This window comes from Actinophytocola oryzae, assembly GCF_004364325.1.
GTDB lineage: Bacteria > Actinomycetota > Actinomycetes > Mycobacteriales > Pseudonocardiaceae > Actinophytocola > Actinophytocola oryzae.
Genome location: NZ_SOCP01000004.1, coordinates 560467 through 575844, shown reverse-complemented (window position 1 = coordinate 575844; position 15378 = coordinate 560467). Strand labels below are relative to the sequence as shown.

Annotated in this window: 15 protein-coding genes; 6 read left to right on the top strand and 9 right to left on the bottom strand. The window is 71.1% G+C overall.

What is annotated here, in order from left to right:
* Nucleotides 1-90 precede the first annotated feature (90 nt).
* The 7 genes from mnmA to CLV71_RS13630 all read right to left on the bottom strand — a co-directional run bounded on the left by mnmA (nt 91) and on the right by CLV71_RS13630 (nt 7351).
* Complete coding sequence (gene mnmA, locus CLV71_RS13660; protein WP_133903066.1) at nt 91-1179, bottom strand: tRNA 2-thiouridine(34) synthase MnmA; 1089 nt, start codon at nt 1177-1179, stop codon at nt 91-93.
* Nucleotides 1176-2414 (bottom strand): cysteine desulfurase family protein, encoded by a 1239-nt coding sequence (locus tag CLV71_RS13655; RefSeq protein WP_133903065.1) that lies wholly within the window; start codon nt 2412-2414, stop codon nt 1176-1178. Before CLV71_RS13655 ends, mnmA begins: the two co-directional genes overlap by 4 nt.
* Before the next feature lie 37 nt (nt 2415-2451).
* Nucleotides 2452-3837, bottom strand: coding sequence for an MFS transporter (locus CLV71_RS13650; protein ID WP_243866419.1), 1386 nt, complete (start codon nt 3835-3837; stop codon nt 2452-2454).
* A 4-nt stretch (nt 3838-3841) separates the two neighbouring features.
* The gene (locus CLV71_RS13645) at nt 3842-4699 is read right to left on the bottom strand and encodes a lysophospholipid acyltransferase family protein (protein WP_133903064.1); all 858 of its coding nucleotides are present in this window, start codon (nt 4697-4699) and stop codon (nt 3842-3844) included.
* Complete coding sequence (locus tag CLV71_RS13640) at nt 4696-5466, bottom strand: GNAT family N-acetyltransferase (RefSeq protein WP_133903063.1); 771 nt, start codon at nt 5464-5466, stop codon at nt 4696-4698. Before CLV71_RS13640 ends, CLV71_RS13645 begins: the two co-directional genes overlap by 4 nt.
* A 136-nt stretch (nt 5467-5602) precedes the next feature.
* Nucleotides 5603-6559 carry an electron transfer flavoprotein subunit alpha/FixB family protein gene (locus CLV71_RS13635; protein WP_133903062.1) on the bottom strand — a complete coding sequence of 319 codons (957 nt, stop codon included), beginning with the start codon at nt 6557-6559 and terminating at the stop codon, nt 5603-5605.
* 12 nt (nt 6560-6571) lie between these two features.
* Nucleotides 6572-7351, bottom strand: a complete 780-nt coding sequence (locus CLV71_RS13630; protein WP_133903061.1) for an electron transfer flavoprotein subunit beta/FixA family protein — start codon at nt 7349-7351, stop codon at nt 6572-6574.
* 202 nt (nt 7352-7553) lie between these two features.
* On the opposite strand from CLV71_RS13630, the gene CLV71_RS13625 reads away from it, so the two are divergent.
* Genes CLV71_RS13625 through CLV71_RS13610 form a run of 4 tightly spaced genes read left to right on the top strand, consistent with a single transcriptional unit; the run spans nt 7554 to nt 11916 of the window.
* Nucleotides 7554-8396, top strand: coding sequence for a DegV family protein (locus CLV71_RS13625; RefSeq protein ID WP_133903060.1), 843 nt, complete (start codon nt 7554-7556; stop codon nt 8394-8396).
* A 30-nt stretch (nt 8397-8426) separates the two neighbouring features.
* Nucleotides 8427-9185 (top strand): class I SAM-dependent methyltransferase, encoded by a 759-nt coding sequence (locus tag CLV71_RS13620; RefSeq protein WP_133903059.1) that lies wholly within the window; start codon nt 8427-8429, stop codon nt 9183-9185.
* A complete protein-coding gene (locus CLV71_RS13615; protein ID WP_133903058.1) occupies nt 9182-10675 on the top strand; it encodes a 1,4-alpha-glucan branching protein domain-containing protein in 1494 nt (497 codons plus the stop codon). Before CLV71_RS13620 ends, CLV71_RS13615 begins: the two co-directional genes overlap by 4 nt.
* Complete coding sequence (locus CLV71_RS13610; RefSeq protein ID WP_133903057.1) at nt 10675-11916, top strand: glycosyltransferase family 4 protein; 1242 nt, start codon at nt 10675-10677, stop codon at nt 11914-11916. The genes CLV71_RS13615 and CLV71_RS13610 overlap by 1 nt, the downstream gene beginning before the upstream one ends.
* A 75-nt stretch (nt 11917-11991) precedes the next feature.
* Here the strand turns inward: CLV71_RS13610 and CLV71_RS13605 are convergent, their stop codons facing one another.
* Nucleotides 11992-12771, bottom strand: a complete 780-nt coding sequence (locus tag CLV71_RS13605; RefSeq protein WP_133903056.1) for an acyltransferase — start codon at nt 12769-12771, stop codon at nt 11992-11994.
* Between the two features lie 38 nt (nt 12772-12809).
* Between CLV71_RS13605 and CLV71_RS13600 the strand changes: the two genes are divergently transcribed.
* Nucleotides 12810-13997 carry a low temperature requirement protein A gene (locus CLV71_RS13600; RefSeq protein ID WP_166664078.1) on the top strand — a complete coding sequence of 396 codons (1188 nt, stop codon included), beginning with the start codon at nt 12810-12812 and terminating at the stop codon, nt 13995-13997.
* Nucleotides 13994-14944, top strand: a complete 951-nt coding sequence (locus tag CLV71_RS13595; protein ID WP_133903054.1) for a nucleoside hydrolase — start codon at nt 13994-13996, stop codon at nt 14942-14944. Before CLV71_RS13600 ends, CLV71_RS13595 begins: the two co-directional genes overlap by 4 nt.
* Nucleotides 14945-15005: 61 nt before the next feature.
* On the opposite strand, the gene CLV71_RS13590 is transcribed toward CLV71_RS13595, so the two are convergent.
* Nucleotides 15006-15368, bottom strand: coding sequence for a DUF1304 domain-containing protein (locus CLV71_RS13590; protein WP_133903053.1), 363 nt, complete (start codon nt 15366-15368; stop codon nt 15006-15008).
* Between the last annotated feature and the right edge of the window lie 10 nt (nt 15369-15378).

Genomic DNA, 15378 nt, shown 5'->3' with positions numbered 1-15378 from the left:
ACTCCTGACGAGTGGCTGTGTCGCGCACCCCGTAAGTCGATGATCCCTCGCCTGGCGTAACGCCCATGCACCAAATGGTGCCGTATTTGGTTACTCAGTCGACACGATCGTGGCGCTCGCGAGCACCACGTCACCCTTTTGGTCCTGGCGATAGAGCACAACGGCCTGCCCTGGCGCCACGCCCCGTAGTTCCTCGTCGAGGCGGACCACCAGTTGTCCGTCCACAGTGGACGCGACACCCGGTGCCGTGCCGCCGTGCGCGCGAACCTGCGCCACGCAACGGACACCGTCCGCCACAGCCACACCGGAGGGCCAGGTCGGCCCGCTGCCAACGATTCTGGTAACCGCGAGTTTCTCCGCGGCACCCACGCGCACGTTGCCACTCACCGGCTCGAGTGACAGCACGTACCTCGGCCGGCCGTCCTCCGCCGGGACCCGCAGGCCCAGCCCGTGCCGCTGCCCGACCGTGAAGCCGTGCACGCCCGAGTGGGCGCCGAGGACCGCGCCGGTCTCGTCGTCGACCAGTGCGCCCGGCCGCTCGCCGAGGTGTCGCTCGAGGAACGAGCGGGTGTCGCCGTCGGGGATGAAGCAGATGTCATGGCTGTCGGGCTTGCCCGCGACGGCGAGGCCGCGTTCCGTCGCCTCCGCGCGCACGTCCGCCTTGACCGAGCCGCCGAGCGGGAACATGGCGTACCGCAGCTGGTCCTCGCGCAGCGAGGCGAGGACGTAGGACTGGTCCTTGCCGTCGTCGGCACTGCGCCGCAGCTCCGGTCGTCCGTCCACAAGGGACAGTCGGGCGTAGTGCCCGGTCGCCACGGCGTCGAAGCCGAGTGCGATCGCCTTGTCGAGCAGTGCGGCGAACTTGATGCGCTCGTTGCACTTCAGGCAGGGGTTGGGGGTGCGGCCCGCCGCGTACTCCGCGACGAAGTCCTCGACGACGTCCTCGGTGAACCGCTCCGCGAAGTCCCACACGTAGAAGGGGATCCCGAGGATGTCGGCGACGCGGCGGGCGTCGTGCGCGTCCTCGACCGTGCAGCAGCCACGCGCACCCGTACGCAGTGTGCCGGGCTTCGCGGACAGCGCGAGATGCACGCCGGTGACGTCGTGACCGGCGTCGACAGCGCGTGCCGCGGCCACGGCGGAGTCGACGCCACCGGACATGGCAGCAAGAACCCTCAAGATATCTCTACTTTCGACGCGGCCCTGCGGAGGTTCACCAGCCCGGCGTTGCGGGCGCGCTCGACGACCGGACCGATGGCCTCGGCCACCGCGCGGACGTCGGCGGCCGTCGAGGTGTGGCCGAGCGAGAACCGCAGCGAGCTGCGGGCCTGGGCGGGCTCGACGTCCATGGCGAGCAGCACGTGGCTCGGCTGCGCGACCCCGGCGGTGCACGCCGATCCGGTCGAGCACTCGATCCCGCGTGCGTCCAACAGCATCAGCAGGCTGTCGCCGGCACAGCCGGGGAACGTGAAGTGGACGTTGCCGGGCAGCCTCGACGGCCCTCCGTCCACGTCGTACTGACCGGGGTCGCCGTTGAGCACGGCGTCCGGCACGATCTCGCGGATCGCGGTGACCAGCTCGTCGCGCAACGCGGCGACGCGGGTCGCCTCGTCCGGCCTGGCGTCGACGGCCGCGCGGACGGCGGCGGCCAGCGCCACGACCGAGGGCACGTCCAGCGTGCCGGACCGGACCTCGCGCTCCTGTCCCCCGCCGTGCGACACCGGCGTGCACGCCACCTCGCGGCCGAGCAGCAGCACGCCGACCCCGAACGGACCGCCGAGCTTGTGCCCGGTGAGGGTGAGCGCGGACGCCATGGACGCCGCGAAGTCGACCGGCAGCGTGCCGACGGCCTGCACGGCGTCGGTGTGGAACGGGATGCCCTGCTCGGCACACGTCGTGGCCAGCTCGCGGACCGGGTTGACCGTGCCGACCTCGTTGTTGGCCCACATGACGCTGACCATGGCAACACCGGCCGGGTCCTCGGCGATCGCGGCACGCAGCGTGTCGTCGTGCACGCGGCCGAACGCGTCGACCTCCAGCAGCGTCAGCTCGGCGCCCTCGTGCTCGACCAGCCACTCCGCCGCGTCCAGTACCGCGTGGTGCTCGACGCTCGAGACGAGCAAACGCTTGCGGGCGGGGTCGGCGGCGCGGCGGGCCCAGTAGATGCCCTTGATCGCGAGGTTGTCACTCTCGGTGCCGCCCGCGGTGAAGATCACCTCGGACGGTCTCGCGCCCAGCGCGGCGGCGATGTCCTCGCGCGCCTCCTCGATCATGCGGCGGGCGCGCCGGCCCGAGGTGTGCAGCGACGACGCGTTGCCACGGGCATGCCGCGCGTCACTGAGCAGGGCCGTCATCGCCGCCACCGCTTCTGGCAGCATGGGCGTCGTGGCCGCGTGGTCGAGGTAGGAAGTCATCTCGGGTCAAGGGTAGACCGCGCCGGGCGAATTTCGGTCATGAGGCTTGTCGTAGCGGCCTGAACACGCACGCGCCGAACAGCGCCAGACAGGCGAGCAGCAGGTCGAGCGGCACGATCGCGGCCGACGGCGCCTCGGTCGACGCGAACGTGGCCAGCATCACGCCGCCGAGCCCGACGGAGATCGCCGAGAAGGTCATGTCGTTGACCTGCAGTGCCGAGGACACGAACCCTCGGTCACCCGGCACGGCGTAGTCGAGGGACAGCACGTTGATGGACGGGTACGACAGGCCCATGGCGGTGCCCGCGACCAGCCAGAACGGCAGGACGAGCCACGCGAGGCCCCAGTCGGCGCCCACCAGGGTCATGCAGGCGAGCGCGGCGGCCAGGGCGACCAGCCCCAGCCGGATGAGCCTCACCCTGTCGAGGTCGGGCTTGCGGCCCTGCCAGTGCGAGGCACCCGCCCAGCCGATCGCACCGACGGTCAGCGGCACCCCGGACATCGCGGGTGAGAACCCGTGCACGGAACTGAGCGTGAGCGGTACGTACGCCTCGACACCGAAGAACGCGCCGGCCAGCAGGCCACGCATGAGGACGGTCGCGGGGAGCCCCGGCCTCGCGGTGAAGGTGCCGCGCGGCATGAGGATCCGCAGGGCGGGCACCAGCGCGGCGAGACCGGCAACGCCCAGCCAGATCATGCCGAACGAGGGGTGCTGCGCGGCCCACGTCAACGCGGCGATCCCGAACGCGGTGGCGACCGCGGCCACGCCGAGTCCCCGGCGCACGGCTTGATCCTCGTCCCGGACGTGGTCGGGGAGCGTGCGGATCACGGGCAGTAGCAACAGGACACCCAGCAGCGCGAACGGCGCGATGCCGAGGAACACCCACCGCCAGCCGACGTGCTCGGTGATGAGGCCGGCGGCGGTCGGCCCGACGAGCGACGGCACGACCCATGCCGCGGCGAGCAGGCCGAACACGGCCGCGCGGGAGCGGTTCGGGTAGACGAGCGCGACGAGCACGTAGATCGCCACGGTCTGGGTGCCGAGGCCGAGGCCCTGCAGGACCCGGCCGACGAGCAGCACCGGCATGCCGGTCGCGAACCCGGAGGCGACGAGCCCGGCGAGGAACAGCCCCGGACCGGTGACGAGCGCGCGGCCGGGGCCGAACCGGTCGCAGAACCTTCCGGACAGGACGGTGGCCATCACGCTGGCGGCGAGGAACGCGGTGAACGGCCAGGAGTAGAGGGCCTCGCCGTGCAGCTCGGCCACCATCCTCGGCATCGCGGTGCTGACGCCGAGGTGCTCGAACGCGGCGATGGTGACCAGCGTCAGCATGCCGACGGTGGTGGCGCGGTACCTGCCGGACCAGACCGACAGCGGGGCAACCTGTTCTTCGGCTCGCTCTGCCGTGCTGTCGATGGTCACCCGCCTATCGTGCTACCTCCACCGCGCTGGAGGTCCAGTGCTTTTCGGCGGGCAGCTCGGCGGGCACCAGCACGTCGTCGACGGCGCGCTCGGCCAGCCCGGCCAGCTCGCGGCGGTCCTGCGCCCTGCCCGGCGCGATCTCGTCCAGGACGTGCACCTCTAGCAGGAGGCCACGCAGCGCAGCGGTGCGCCGGACGGAGTCGATGATGGTCTCGTCGCCGATGAACGCGGGCGCGGTGGTCGTGTCCCCGGTCCGCATGCGGAACCGCAGCGCGACGGGCAGGACGGGCACGCCGCCGTCGATGGCGGCCTGGAACAGCGCCGGGCGGAAGTGCCCGTGGGTGAGGCCGCACCAGGTGGTGCCCTCAGGGGTCACGTTGACCATCGAGCCCGCCCGCAGTGCGTCGGCGAGCCTGCCGACCGTGCCGGGCAGCGTCCTGATGTGCTCGCGGTCGACGTAGACCGACCCGGCCGCGGACACGAGCCAGCCGAGCACCGGCCAGGACGCGATGTCCTTCTTGGCCACGGCACGCATCGGCCGGACGGCGTTGATGGCGACGATGTCCAGCCAGGACGTGTGGTTGTTGACGACGAGCGTCCCGCGGCCCGGTCCGGGGATCCTGCCGTGGACGACGAGCCGCACGCCCATCGCGGCGAGGACACCCCGGAAGATCGCCCTGGTGACCCCGTACCGGCCCCTGCTGCCGATGAAGGGCAGCACGAGCACGCTGAGGAGGCTCAGCAGGACGACGGTGACGACCGCGGTGAGCCGCAGTACGCGGAGGAACCGCCCGACGGTCGGCTCCTGGCCGCCGAGGCATCCGGACCCGCACGGCGAGTGCGGCCACCAGGCGTGGTTCATGCGTGTTCACCGAGGAAGTAGGCGAGGTAGCGCTTGTCCACCCGGTGGAGACCGAGGAGGACGAACAGGTCCGCGACGCCGAAGTCCGCGTCGACGGCGGGCGCGCCGCACACCCAGGCGCCGAGGCGCAGGTATCCCTTGAGCAGCGCGGGGATGGCCGTCCGACGTGGCACCTCGACACCGGTCGGGTCCCACGGGCGCAGCGGCCGGACACGGTACTCCTCCGGCGCGAAGTGCTTGCGCCGCACGGTCTCCCACACACCGGCGACGAGGCTGCCGCCGTCCTGGAGGGGCACCGAGGCGCAGCCTGCGAGCCAGGAGTGTCCGGAGAGGAGCATGTAGCGGGCGATGCCCGCCCAGACCAGGCTCACGACCGCGCCGGTGCGGTGGTCGGGGTGGACACAGGACCGGCCCGTCTCGACGAGGCTGTTCTTCAGTGGCGCGAGGTTGCGGAGGTCGAACTCGGTCTCGGCGTAGAGCATCCCGGCTTCGGGCGCCCGCTCGGGCGGCAGCATGCGGTAGCAGCCGACGATCTCCCCTGTCGCGTCCTCGCGCACCACGAGGTGGTCGCAGTGCTCGTCGAACGCGTCTATGTCCAGCCCTGGGCTGGCGGTGTGGAGGGTGGCCCCCATCTCCTCGCCGAACACCTGGTAGCGAAGCCGTTGTGCGGCAAGGACTTCTTCGCCTTCTCTGGCGACGAGGAGTGAGTAGCGGGGCGTGGTCGCCCCTTGACCCGCGGTGCTGACGAGAAGCTGTGCCTGCGTCATGCCCCCAGGTGTACGCGGTGCCCGGGAAACCCCACGTGCCTGTTCCGATGACAAGGGCATGGCTGCCCGGTGAACATTCCTGAGAACAAGCTGAGAGGCCGCCACGGAACCCCGTGGCGGCCTCTCGAAAGCCGGGCTACTTGCGCTTCTGTACTTCCTCGGTGAGCTGGGGCGCCACCTTGAACAGGTCGCCCACGACGCCGTAGTCCGCGATCTCGAAGATCGGGGCCTCCGCGTCCTTGTTCACCGCCACGATGGTCTTCGACGTCTGCATGCCCGCCCGGTGCTGGATCGCACCGGAGATGCCGAGCGCGATGTACAACTGCGGGGACACCGTCTTGCCCGTCTGCCCGACCTGGAACTGCGCCGGGTAGTAGCCGGAGTCGACCGCCGCGCGGGACGCGCCGACCGCGGCGCCGAGCGCGTCGGCCAGCTTCTCCACGACGTCGAAGCTCTCGGCCGAGCCGACACCTCGGCCGCCGGACACGACGACCGACGCCTCGGTCAGCTCGGGGCGGTCGCCGCCCGCGGCAGGCTCGCGGCCGGTGATCCTGGCGGACTTCGCGGGGTCGGACGCGGGCACCTCGACGGACGACTCAGTCGCCGCGCCCTGCGCCTGCGACGCCTCGATGCCACCCGGTCGCACCGAGATGACCGGCACACCCTGCGTGGACTTCGACTTCACGACGAACGCGCCACCGAAGATCGACTTGGTGACCGTGCCGTCCCCGTCGACCCCGACGACGTCGGAGAGCAGGCCGCCACCGATGCGGTACGCCAGCCGACCCGAGATCTCCTTGCCGTCCGCGGAGGCCGACACCAGCACGGCGGCGGGCGACACGGACGAGACGAGCGACTCGAGCACGTTGACGTGCGGCGTCACGAGGAAGCCCGCCGCGTCGTCGGACTCGGCGACGTACACCTTCTCCGCGCCGTAGGAACCGAGCTGCTCGGTGAGCTTCGCGGCGGTGCCGGGTGCGCCGACGACCACCGCGGACGGCTCGCCGAGCGCACGGGCGGCCGTGAGCAGCTCGAACGTGACCTTCTTTACCTCGCCGTCAGTGTGATCGACGAGGACGAGAACCTCAGCCATTGGTAACCCTCCTCAGATCAACTTCTGCGACACGAGGTACTCGGCGGCCTTCACGCCGCCGTCACCGTCGTCCTCGACGCGCTGGCCCGCCTCGCGCGGCGGCTTGGGCGAGGCCTCGACGACCGAGGACCACGCGGCTGCGAGGCCGACGTCGTCGACGGAGAGGTCGCCGACGGACAGCATCTCGACCGGCTTCTTCTTCGCGGCCATGATGCCCTTGAAGGACGGGTACCTCGGCTCGTTGATCTTCTCGCTGACACTGACCACGGCGGGGAGCGACGCCTCGAGGTGCGTGAGGCCCTCGTCGGTCTCGCGGGTCACCTTCAGGGTGGTCCCGTCCAGCTCGACCTTGCGGGCGTGCGTGAGCTGCGGGAAGCCGAGGATCTCGGCGATGACGGCGGGCACGGCACCACCCTGGCCGTCGGAGGCCTCGTTACCGGCGATGACGAGGTCGACGTCGCCGACGTTCGTGATGGCGGCCGCGATCACCTTGGCCGTCTGCAGCAGGTCGGAGCCGTGGAGCGAGTCGTCGACCACGTGGACGGCCTTGTCGGCACCCATCGACAGCGCCTTGCGGATCGCGTCGGTCGCGCGGTCCGGGCCGACGGTGAGCACGGTGACCTCGCCGTCGTGGGCTTCCTTGATCACGAGCGCCTCCTCGACGGCGCGCTCGTTGATCTCGTCGAGCACCGCGTCGGCCGAGTCCCGGTCCAGCGTGTGGTCGGAGTCGGAGAGCTTGCGCTCCGAGTAGGTGTCCGGCACTTGTTTCACCAAGACGACGATGTTAGGCATGGGTCTACTCCGACCTCCCGGGTTACGAGCCGCTAGCGCGGAGAATACGGCTGTACGTCGAGTTCTGTCCGTTGAGGCCGATGTTACTCATCAGTAGCCGGTGGGCAATCCAGGTGGAACGCGCGGCGCCGTGACAGTGCACACACCGTGGCGGTTAGCCGGCCTTAAGCGCCCACTTGGAGTCATTGGTTAGCCTCTTTGTATGCAGGGCCGTGTTGGTTTGGTTACAGACTCCACCTCGTGCATCCCCGTGTCCCTCGCCACCCAGTGGGGCATCACCGTGGTGCCGACCCAGATCAGGATCGGGCAGTACACCCGGTCGGAGCACAACGTGCCGAAGGACGTGCTGGTCAGAGCGCTGGAGGGCGACATGGACGTGTCCACGTCCCCGCCCGATCCAGCGGGTCTGGCGTGGGCGTACGAGCAGCAGGCGGCACGTGGCGCGGAGGAGGTCGTGTCCGTCCACATCTCGAGCAAGCAGTCCGAGACCTACGACCTGGCGAAGAAGATCGCCGCGCGCAGCCCCGTGCCCGTACACGTCGTCGACTCGCGCACCACCGGCATGAGCCTCGGCTTCGCGGTGCTGGCCGCCGCCCGGGTGGCAGGCGCGGGTGGCGGGCCCAGACGGGTGATGGACATGCTCGCCCGCAGGCTGGAGGGCGCCGCCGAGCTGATCTACGTCGACACCCTCGAGTACCTGCGCAAGGGTGGCCGCATCGGCGCCGCCGCCGCGCTCATCGGCAGCGCGCTGTCGCTGAAGCCGCTGCTCACCATGAAGAACGGGCAGGTCACGCCGCTGGACCGGGTGCTGGGCACCGAACGTGCGATGCGCAGGCTGGTCGACCGGGCGGCCAAGAAGGCCAACGGACAGGCGGTCGACGTCGCGATCGAGCACTTCGGCGCGCTCGACCGCGCGGAGCGGCTCGCCGACCGGCTCAAGCCGAAGCTGCCCGGGGTCCGCGAGATCACGTTCACCGAGGTCAGCTCGACGATCGGGGTCCACCTCGGGCCCGGCGCGGTCGGGATCACCGTTTCGCCGACCTGAGAATTCCTACTATGCAGTAGCCTGCGGCGAATGGAAACCGAGCCTGCGGTGTCGCGGCTTCCCCTGACCGGGGAGCGAACCGTGCCCGGAATCGTCGCGGAGAACTACTGGTTCCGGCGACACGAGGCCGCGTATCTGGCGTTGGGGCCGTACTGCGTGGACGCGTTCGTGCTGGAGACCGGCTGCGGCGAGGGCTACGGCGCTGACCTGCTCGCTCGTGGCGCGGCCGGGGTGCTCGGGCTCGACTACGACGCGCCGACGCTGCGGCACGTCGCACGCACCTACCCGGCCGTGTACCCCGCGCGGGCCAACCTCGCGGCGCTGCCGGTGCGGTCGTCCACTGTGGACGTCGTGGTCAACTTCCAGGTGATCGAGCACCTCTGGGACCAGGAAGGGTTCCTGCTGGAGTGCCTTCGCGTCCTGCGCCCCGGCAGCAGGCTGCTGGTCACGACACCGAACCGGCTCACCTTCTCCCCCGGCCGCGACACACCGCTGAACCCCTTCCACACCAGGGAGCTGGCGCCCGCGGAGCTGGCGGACCTGTTGCGGGACACGGGTTTTGACCTCGAGTACCTCGCGGGGCTTCGGCACGGCACCCGGTTGCGCGCACTGGACGCCTCGCTCGGCGGATCGCTGATCGACGCGCAGGTGGCCGTCGCGGTCTCCGGTGAGCCGTGGCCGGCCGAGCTGCTGGACGCGGTCGCCTCGGTCACGGCGGCCGACTTCGCCATCACGACCGACGACCTGGAGTCCAGCCTGGACGTCGTCGCCGTGGCGGTACGTCCATGACCGAAGACGAAGGCACGTTCTGCCTCGTGCTGCACAGCCACCTGCCCTGGCTCCCCCACCACGGCACGTGGCCGGTCGGCGAGGAATGGCTCTACCAGGCGTGGGCGCACTCCTACCTGCCGCTGGTCGACCTGCTCGAACGCCTCGCCGTCGACGGGCACCGCGACGTGCTGACCCTCGGCGTGACCCCCGTGCTGGCCGCGCAGCTCGACGACCCGCACGCGTTGCGGGCGTGCCACGACTGGCTCGGCAACTGGCAGTTGCGAGCACAGTTCGCGGCCACCCGATGGAGTGACCCCCAGCTGAAGGACCTGGCGGCAGCGGAGTTCCGCGCGGCGGGCACCGCGCTGGAGACGTTCGAGTCCCGCTGGCGCCACGGGTTCTCCCCGCTGCTGCGCTCGCTGGTCGACGACGACGTGATCGAGCTGCTCGGTGGTCCGCTGACGCACCCGTTCCAGCCCCTGCTCGATCCACGCGTGCGGTCGTTCGCGCTGCGGTCCGGGCTCGCCGACACCGCGCTGCGGGTCGGTCGCGCGCCTGCCGGCATCTGGGCGCCGGAGTGCGGTTACGCGCCGGGCATGGAGGAGGGCTACGCGGCGGCGGGCGTCGAGCGGTTCCTCGTGGACGGCCCTGCCCTGCACGGCGACACGCACGCGGCGCGCCCGGTCGGCTCCTCGGACGTCATGTGCTTCGGCCGCGACCTCGAGGTGACCTACCGGGTGTGGTCGCCGAAGGCCGGCTACCCGGGCGACCCCGCGTACCGCGACTTCCACACCTTCGACCACCCCAGCGGCCTGAAACCGTCACGGGTGACCGGAAAACACGTGCCGCCGCACGAGAAACGGCCGTACGACCCGGTTCTGGCCGCCGCGTCGGTCACGCGGCACGCCGCCGACTTCGTGGACACCGTGGTCTCCCGGCTGCGTGCGCTGCGGTCCGCGCACGACCGGCCCGGCATGGTGGTCGCCGCGTACGACACCGAGCTGTTCGGCCACTGGTGGCACGAGGGCCCGGCCTGGCTGTCGGCCGTTCTGCGTGCGCTGCCGACTGTCGGCGTGCGGGTGACGACACTGCGGGGCGCGCTTGCGGCGGGACACGTGGGTCCTGCGGTGTCGTTGCCCGCGTCGTCGTGGGGCTCCGGCAAGGACTGGCGCGTGTGGGACGGCGAGCAGGTGTCCGACCTGGTGACGGCGGGCGCGTCGCTGCAGGAGGAGCTGCTGGGCGTACCACCGGTCGCGTGGCGGGACCCGGTGCGGGACCAGCTCGTGCGCGAGGCGTTGCTGACCCTGTCGAGTGACTGGGCGTTCATGGTCACCAAGGACTCGGCCGCCGACTACGCGAGGCGCCGTGCGAAGGTGCACGGCGACCGCTTCGCCGAGCTGGCCGCGCTGCTGCGCGCGGACCACCCGTCACGGTTCGCCCGCACGGAGGCACTGCGAGCCGAGGACGGCCTGTTCGGGCGACTCGACGCACGGGGGTTGCTGGTCTGATGCGTGTGCTGATGCTGTCGTGGGAGTACCCGCCGGTGGTGGTCGGCGGTCTTGGCAGGCACGTCCACGCGCTGGCGACGAACCTGGTGGCGCCGGGGCACGAGGTGGTCGTGCTGTGCAGGCACGAGGCGGGCACGGACGCGCTGACCCACCCGACCTCGGACACCGAGCACGACGGTGTGCGGGTGGTCAGGGTCGCCGAGGACCCGACGCACCTGACGTTCGAGAAGGACCTGGTCGCGTGGACGCTCGCGATGGGCCACGCGTTGATCCGCGCAGGCCTCGGCCTGGCCTGGCGGCCGGACGTCGTGCACGCACACGACTGGCTGGTGACCCATCCGGCGGTGGCCCTGGCCGACTTCTTCGACGTGCCGCTCGTGGCGACGATCCACGCGACCGAGGCGGGCAGGCACAGCGGGTGGCTGTCGCAGCCGCTGAACCAGCAGATCCACTCGGTCGAGTGGTGGTTGGCGAACCGGGCCGACGCGTTGGTCACGTGTTCGGCGTCGATGCGGGCCGAGGTGACCCACCTGTTCGAGGTGTCGGACCCGACCGTGATCCACAACGGGATCTCCCCGCGTGGCTGGCGGCCGTCCCCGGCGTCGGTGCGGGCCGCCCGGGCGCGGTACTCACCCGATGGTGAACCGGTGGTCGTGTACTTCGGGCGGCTGGAGTGGGAGAAGGGCGTGCACGACCTGCTCGCGTCCCTGCCGAGGGTCCGGCGGGCGTTCCCGGGGACGCGGCTGGTGGTCGCTGGGCAGGGCCGGCAGGCGACCGCGCTGGTGGAGCAGGCCAGGAAGCTGCGGGTGCGACGGTCGGTGGACTTCGTGGGGCACCTGCCCGACCGTGCGCTGGTGGCGCTGCTCGCGGCGGCGGATGCGGTGGTGCTGCCGTCGCGGTACGAGCCGTTCGGCATCGTGGCGCTGGAGGCCGCCGCGGCGGGTGCGCCACTGGTGGCGTCGACGGCAGGCGGGCTGGCGGAGCTGGTGGTCGACGGCGTGACCGGGCTGTCGGTGACGCCCGGTGACGTGGAGGGCATCGCGTCGGCGGTGCGGCAGGTGCTGACGGACCCGGCGAGCGCGGCGAGGCGTGCCCGCGCGGCGAAGGCCCGGCTCGGCACGGAGTTCGCGTGGCAGGGCATCGCCGAACAGACCGCGGAGGTCTACCGAACGGCCGAGGTCCGCGACCGCCCCCCACTGGGCCGCCCCAAGATCGCGACGGGCAACGCCTTCACCCCCTAGCGTCGCGCTCCCGGCCCCGGTCCCCGCCTGCACTGAAGGACGCCTTCGTAACGCTGGGCGTAAGGAAGGGGCCCATCAGTGCAGGTCGGCGGCGGGCTCGTTGTGGGTCTCCAGGGTCTTCTTCAGTGCTGCCGCTGCCTTGCGGGACATGTCCGCCACGGCTGCCCGGCGGCCGGCGTCCGCCTCGTAGGCGGAACGGCGGTCGCGGACGATCTTGGCGGGGATGCCTGCCGCCACGGCGTAGTCCGGGATGTCGCCCTTCACCACCGCGTGGGCACCGACGACCACGCCCCGGCCGATGCGGCTGCCCTTGGTCACCGTCACCTTCGTGCACAGCCACGTGTCCGGGCCGATGCGGACGGGGGCCTTCACGATGCCCTGGTCCTTGATCGGCTGGTGGATGTCCGCGGTCACGTGGTCGAAGTCACAGATGTACACCCAGTCGGCGACCAGCGCGGCCTCGCCCAGCTCGATGTCCAGGTAGCAGTTGATCACGTTCTGCCTGCCGAACACGGCCTTGTCGCCGATGCGTAACGAGCCCTCGTGGCAGCGGATGGCGTTGCCGTCGCCGATGTGGACCCAGCGGCCGATCTCCATGCGGCCGTAACCGGGACGGCAGTGGACGTCCAGGTCCTTGCCCAGGAACACCATGCCGCGCAGGACCACGTGCGGGTTGGCGAGCCGGAACTTCACCAGCCGCCAGTACCGCACCAGGTACCACGGCGTCCACGCGCGGTTGCGGACCACCCACCGCAGCGAGTCCTTCGTCAGGAAGCGGGCCTGGTTCGGGTCGCGGCGGGAGCGGCGCCAGTCCCGGACCCGGTCGGCCACCGGCGAACCCCACATGGATGTCATGGTTCGTGACCGTATCCGACGGCGCTAGCCTGCCTGACATGACCGAGCCAGCGACCACGGAAGAGCGCCACGCCAGCTGGCTGGAGCTGTTCTTCGACCTCGTCGTCGTGGTCGCCGTCAACCAGCTCGCCCACCTGCTCCACGGCGACGCGCACCACGGTCCCGACGGCCTCGACATCACGACCTTCTTCGCGCTCTACCTCGCGATCTGGCTGCTGTGGACGACCTTCACGCTCTACTCGAACGTCGCGGCCGACAAGGTGCACCTGCGGGCGATGTTCTTCGGCATGGCGGGCATCGCCACGATGGCCGCCGCGGTGCCGCACAGCATGGACGGGCGGGCCGACCTGTTCGCGGCCGCCTACCTCATCACCAACGCGGTCGGCACCGGCGCGTTCCGCAGCTCCGGGAGCGTCCTGCTGTCCTGGACGGCCGCCTCCCAGAACGCCGGGCTCGTGCCGTGGATCGTCTCCTTCTGGGTGAACGACCCGTGGTGGAAGCTCGGACTCTGGCTCTTCGGCGTCGCGATGACCATGGCCGCCAGCATGCTCGGCAGCCGCGCCGACCAGAGCGAGATGCTCGCGCGCATGAACGAGCGTGCCGAGCAGGCGCGCAGGCGGGCGTCCAAGGGGCGGCGGGAGGCACCCGACTTCACGGTCGTCGCCGCCCACCTGAACGCGGGGCACCTCGGTGAGCGGCTCGGGCTGTTCGTGATCATCGTGCTCGGCGAGGCCATGCTGCAGGGCGTCGGCGCGGTCGCGGAGATCGAGGACTGGCGGCCGGGCGGCGTCGACGAGTGGCTGCTGCGGCTCGCGATGGTGGCGGGGTTCCTCCTGCTGATCACGTTGTGGGGCCTGAACGTCCGGTACGGCTTCGCCGAGGAGTCGCGGCTCCCGCCCGCGCTCGTGCTGCCCGCGCACTTCGTGGTGATCGCGTCGGTCACGACGATCGCCGCCGGGCTCGGCGTGGCCGTCGGCCACCCCTCCGAGCACCTCAACGGCCCCAACACCTGGCTCATGTGCGGTGGGCTCGCCGCGTTCCTGCTGGTCGTCAACCTCCTTGCGGCACATACGAGACTGTGGCCGCTACGGGCTCTGGCCGTTGCCCTGCCGCTGGCGGGCGCCGTGGTGTCGCCGTGGCTCCCCGCCGCGGTGGTCGTCGCGGTCATGACGGTCGCGGCCGGCGGTCAGCTGTGGTGCCTTTTCGCTGTACGGTCTGACAAGTGACTCGCCTGATCATCGACACGGACCCCGGTATCGACGACGCGTACGCGATCGCGCTGGCCTGCGCGAGCCCCGAGGTGGAGCTGATCGGGGTGACCACGGTGTTCGGCAACGTCGGCCTCGCCGACACCACCCGCAACGCACTGCGCGTGCTCGCACTGTGCGGGCGCGAGGACGTGCCGGTGGCCGCGGGTGCCGACCGGCCGCTCGTGCAACCACACCCGCACCTGGCGGTGCACGTGCACGGCGAGGACGGCCTCTCCGGTCTGGCCGACACGCTGCCGGAGCGGGCGACGGGCCTCGCGGGCGTCGACGCCGTGTCGATGCTGGTGCGGTTGCTCGAAGAGTCGTCCGAGCCGGTGGTGATCGCGCCGATCGGCCCGCTCACGAACATCGCGCTGCTGCTCGCCGCACACCCGGGCGTGCGGAGCAAGATCGAGCGGCTCGTCGTCATGGGTGGCGGCATCGACGGCGGCAACGTGACCGCGGCGGCCGAGTTCAACGTCTGGAGCGACCCGGAGGCCGCGCGGCGCGTGCTGGTGGAGGAGTCGGTGCCGGTCACGCTGGTGCCGTTGGACCTGACGACCCGCTGCGCGGTCGACGGCGCGTGGCTCGACCGGCTGGGGACGAGCGGCGCGGTCGGCGAGACGCTGGTGCGGATGTCCGGCACCTACCGGGAGCACTACCAGCAGGCCCTCGGCCGCGACGGCATCGTCATCCACGACGCGGTCGCCGTGGCGGAGGCCGTCCGGCCGGGCATCCTGCGCACGACCCGGATGCCGGTCGACGTGGACTGCGGTCTGGGCCCGTCCCGCGGCATGACCATCGGTGACCGGCGGGACCACCGGGTCCGCATCTACGAGGCCCCACGGGAGATCGACGTGGCGCTGGACGCGGACCTCGACGAGGTGCGTGCGTTCCTGGGCTCGCGGCTGGCCGGAGTGCACTGAAGGACGCCTTCAGTACGCCCAGCGTTACGAAGGCGTCCTTCAGTACCGCCAGGGTCGGGGGTCAGGGAGTGAGCAGGACGGCGATCAGTGCGAGGGCGCCCGGCACGGCCTGCACGTACAGGATCCGCTTCGAGGCCGTCGCCGCGCCGTAGAGGCCTGCGACGATCACGCAGACCAGGCCGTACAGCTTCAGCTGGAGGCCCGTGGGGTCCGTGGCGATCAGGCCCCAGATCAGCGCCAGCGCGAGGAACCCGTTGTACAGCCCCTGGTTCGCGGCCAGGGTCCTGGTCTCCTCGGCGAACTCGGCGGTCAGGCCGAAGGCCGCTCTCGTGCGTGGCTTGGTCCACAGGAACATCTCCAGGACCACGATGTAGAGATGGATCAGGGCCACCAACCCGACCAGCACGTCCGAAATGATCGTCACCGGCGTGAAG

What these genes read in the sequence shown, in the direction of transcription:
- CLV71_RS13655 (WP_133903065.1), bottom strand. Translation starts at nt 2,414, where the DNA reads ATGACTTCCTACCTCGACCACGCGGCCACGACGCCCATGCTGCCAGAA.
- CLV71_RS13645 (WP_133903064.1), bottom strand. Translation starts at nt 4,699, where the DNA reads ATGAACCACGCCTGGTGGCCGCACTCGCCGTGCGGGTCCGGATGCCTC.
- CLV71_RS13640 (WP_133903063.1), bottom strand. Translation starts at nt 5,466, where the DNA reads ATGACGCAGGCACAGCTTCTCGTCAGCACCGCGGGTCAAGGGGCGACC.
- CLV71_RS13635 (WP_133903062.1), bottom strand. Translation starts at nt 6,559, where the DNA reads ATGGCTGAGGTTCTCGTCCTCGTCGATCACACTGACGGCGAGGTAAAG.
- CLV71_RS13630 (WP_133903061.1), bottom strand. Translation starts at nt 7,351, where the DNA reads ATGCCTAACATCGTCGTCTTGGTGAAACAAGTGCCGGACACCTACTCG.
- CLV71_RS13625 (WP_133903060.1), top strand. Translation starts at nt 7,554, where the DNA reads ATGCAGGGCCGTGTTGGTTTGGTTACAGACTCCACCTCGTGCATCCCC.
- CLV71_RS13620 (WP_133903059.1), top strand. Translation starts at nt 8,427, where the DNA reads ATGGAAACCGAGCCTGCGGTGTCGCGGCTTCCCCTGACCGGGGAGCGA.
- CLV71_RS13615 (WP_133903058.1), top strand. Translation starts at nt 9,182, where the DNA reads ATGACCGAAGACGAAGGCACGTTCTGCCTCGTGCTGCACAGCCACCTG.
- CLV71_RS13610 (WP_133903057.1), top strand. Translation starts at nt 10,675, where the DNA reads ATGCGTGTGCTGATGCTGTCGTGGGAGTACCCGCCGGTGGTGGTCGGC.
- CLV71_RS13605 (WP_133903056.1), bottom strand. Translation starts at nt 12,771, where the DNA reads ATGACATCCATGTGGGGTTCGCCGGTGGCCGACCGGGTCCGGGACTGG.
- CLV71_RS13600 (WP_166664078.1), top strand. Translation starts at nt 12,810, where the DNA reads ATGACCGAGCCAGCGACCACGGAAGAGCGCCACGCCAGCTGGCTGGAG.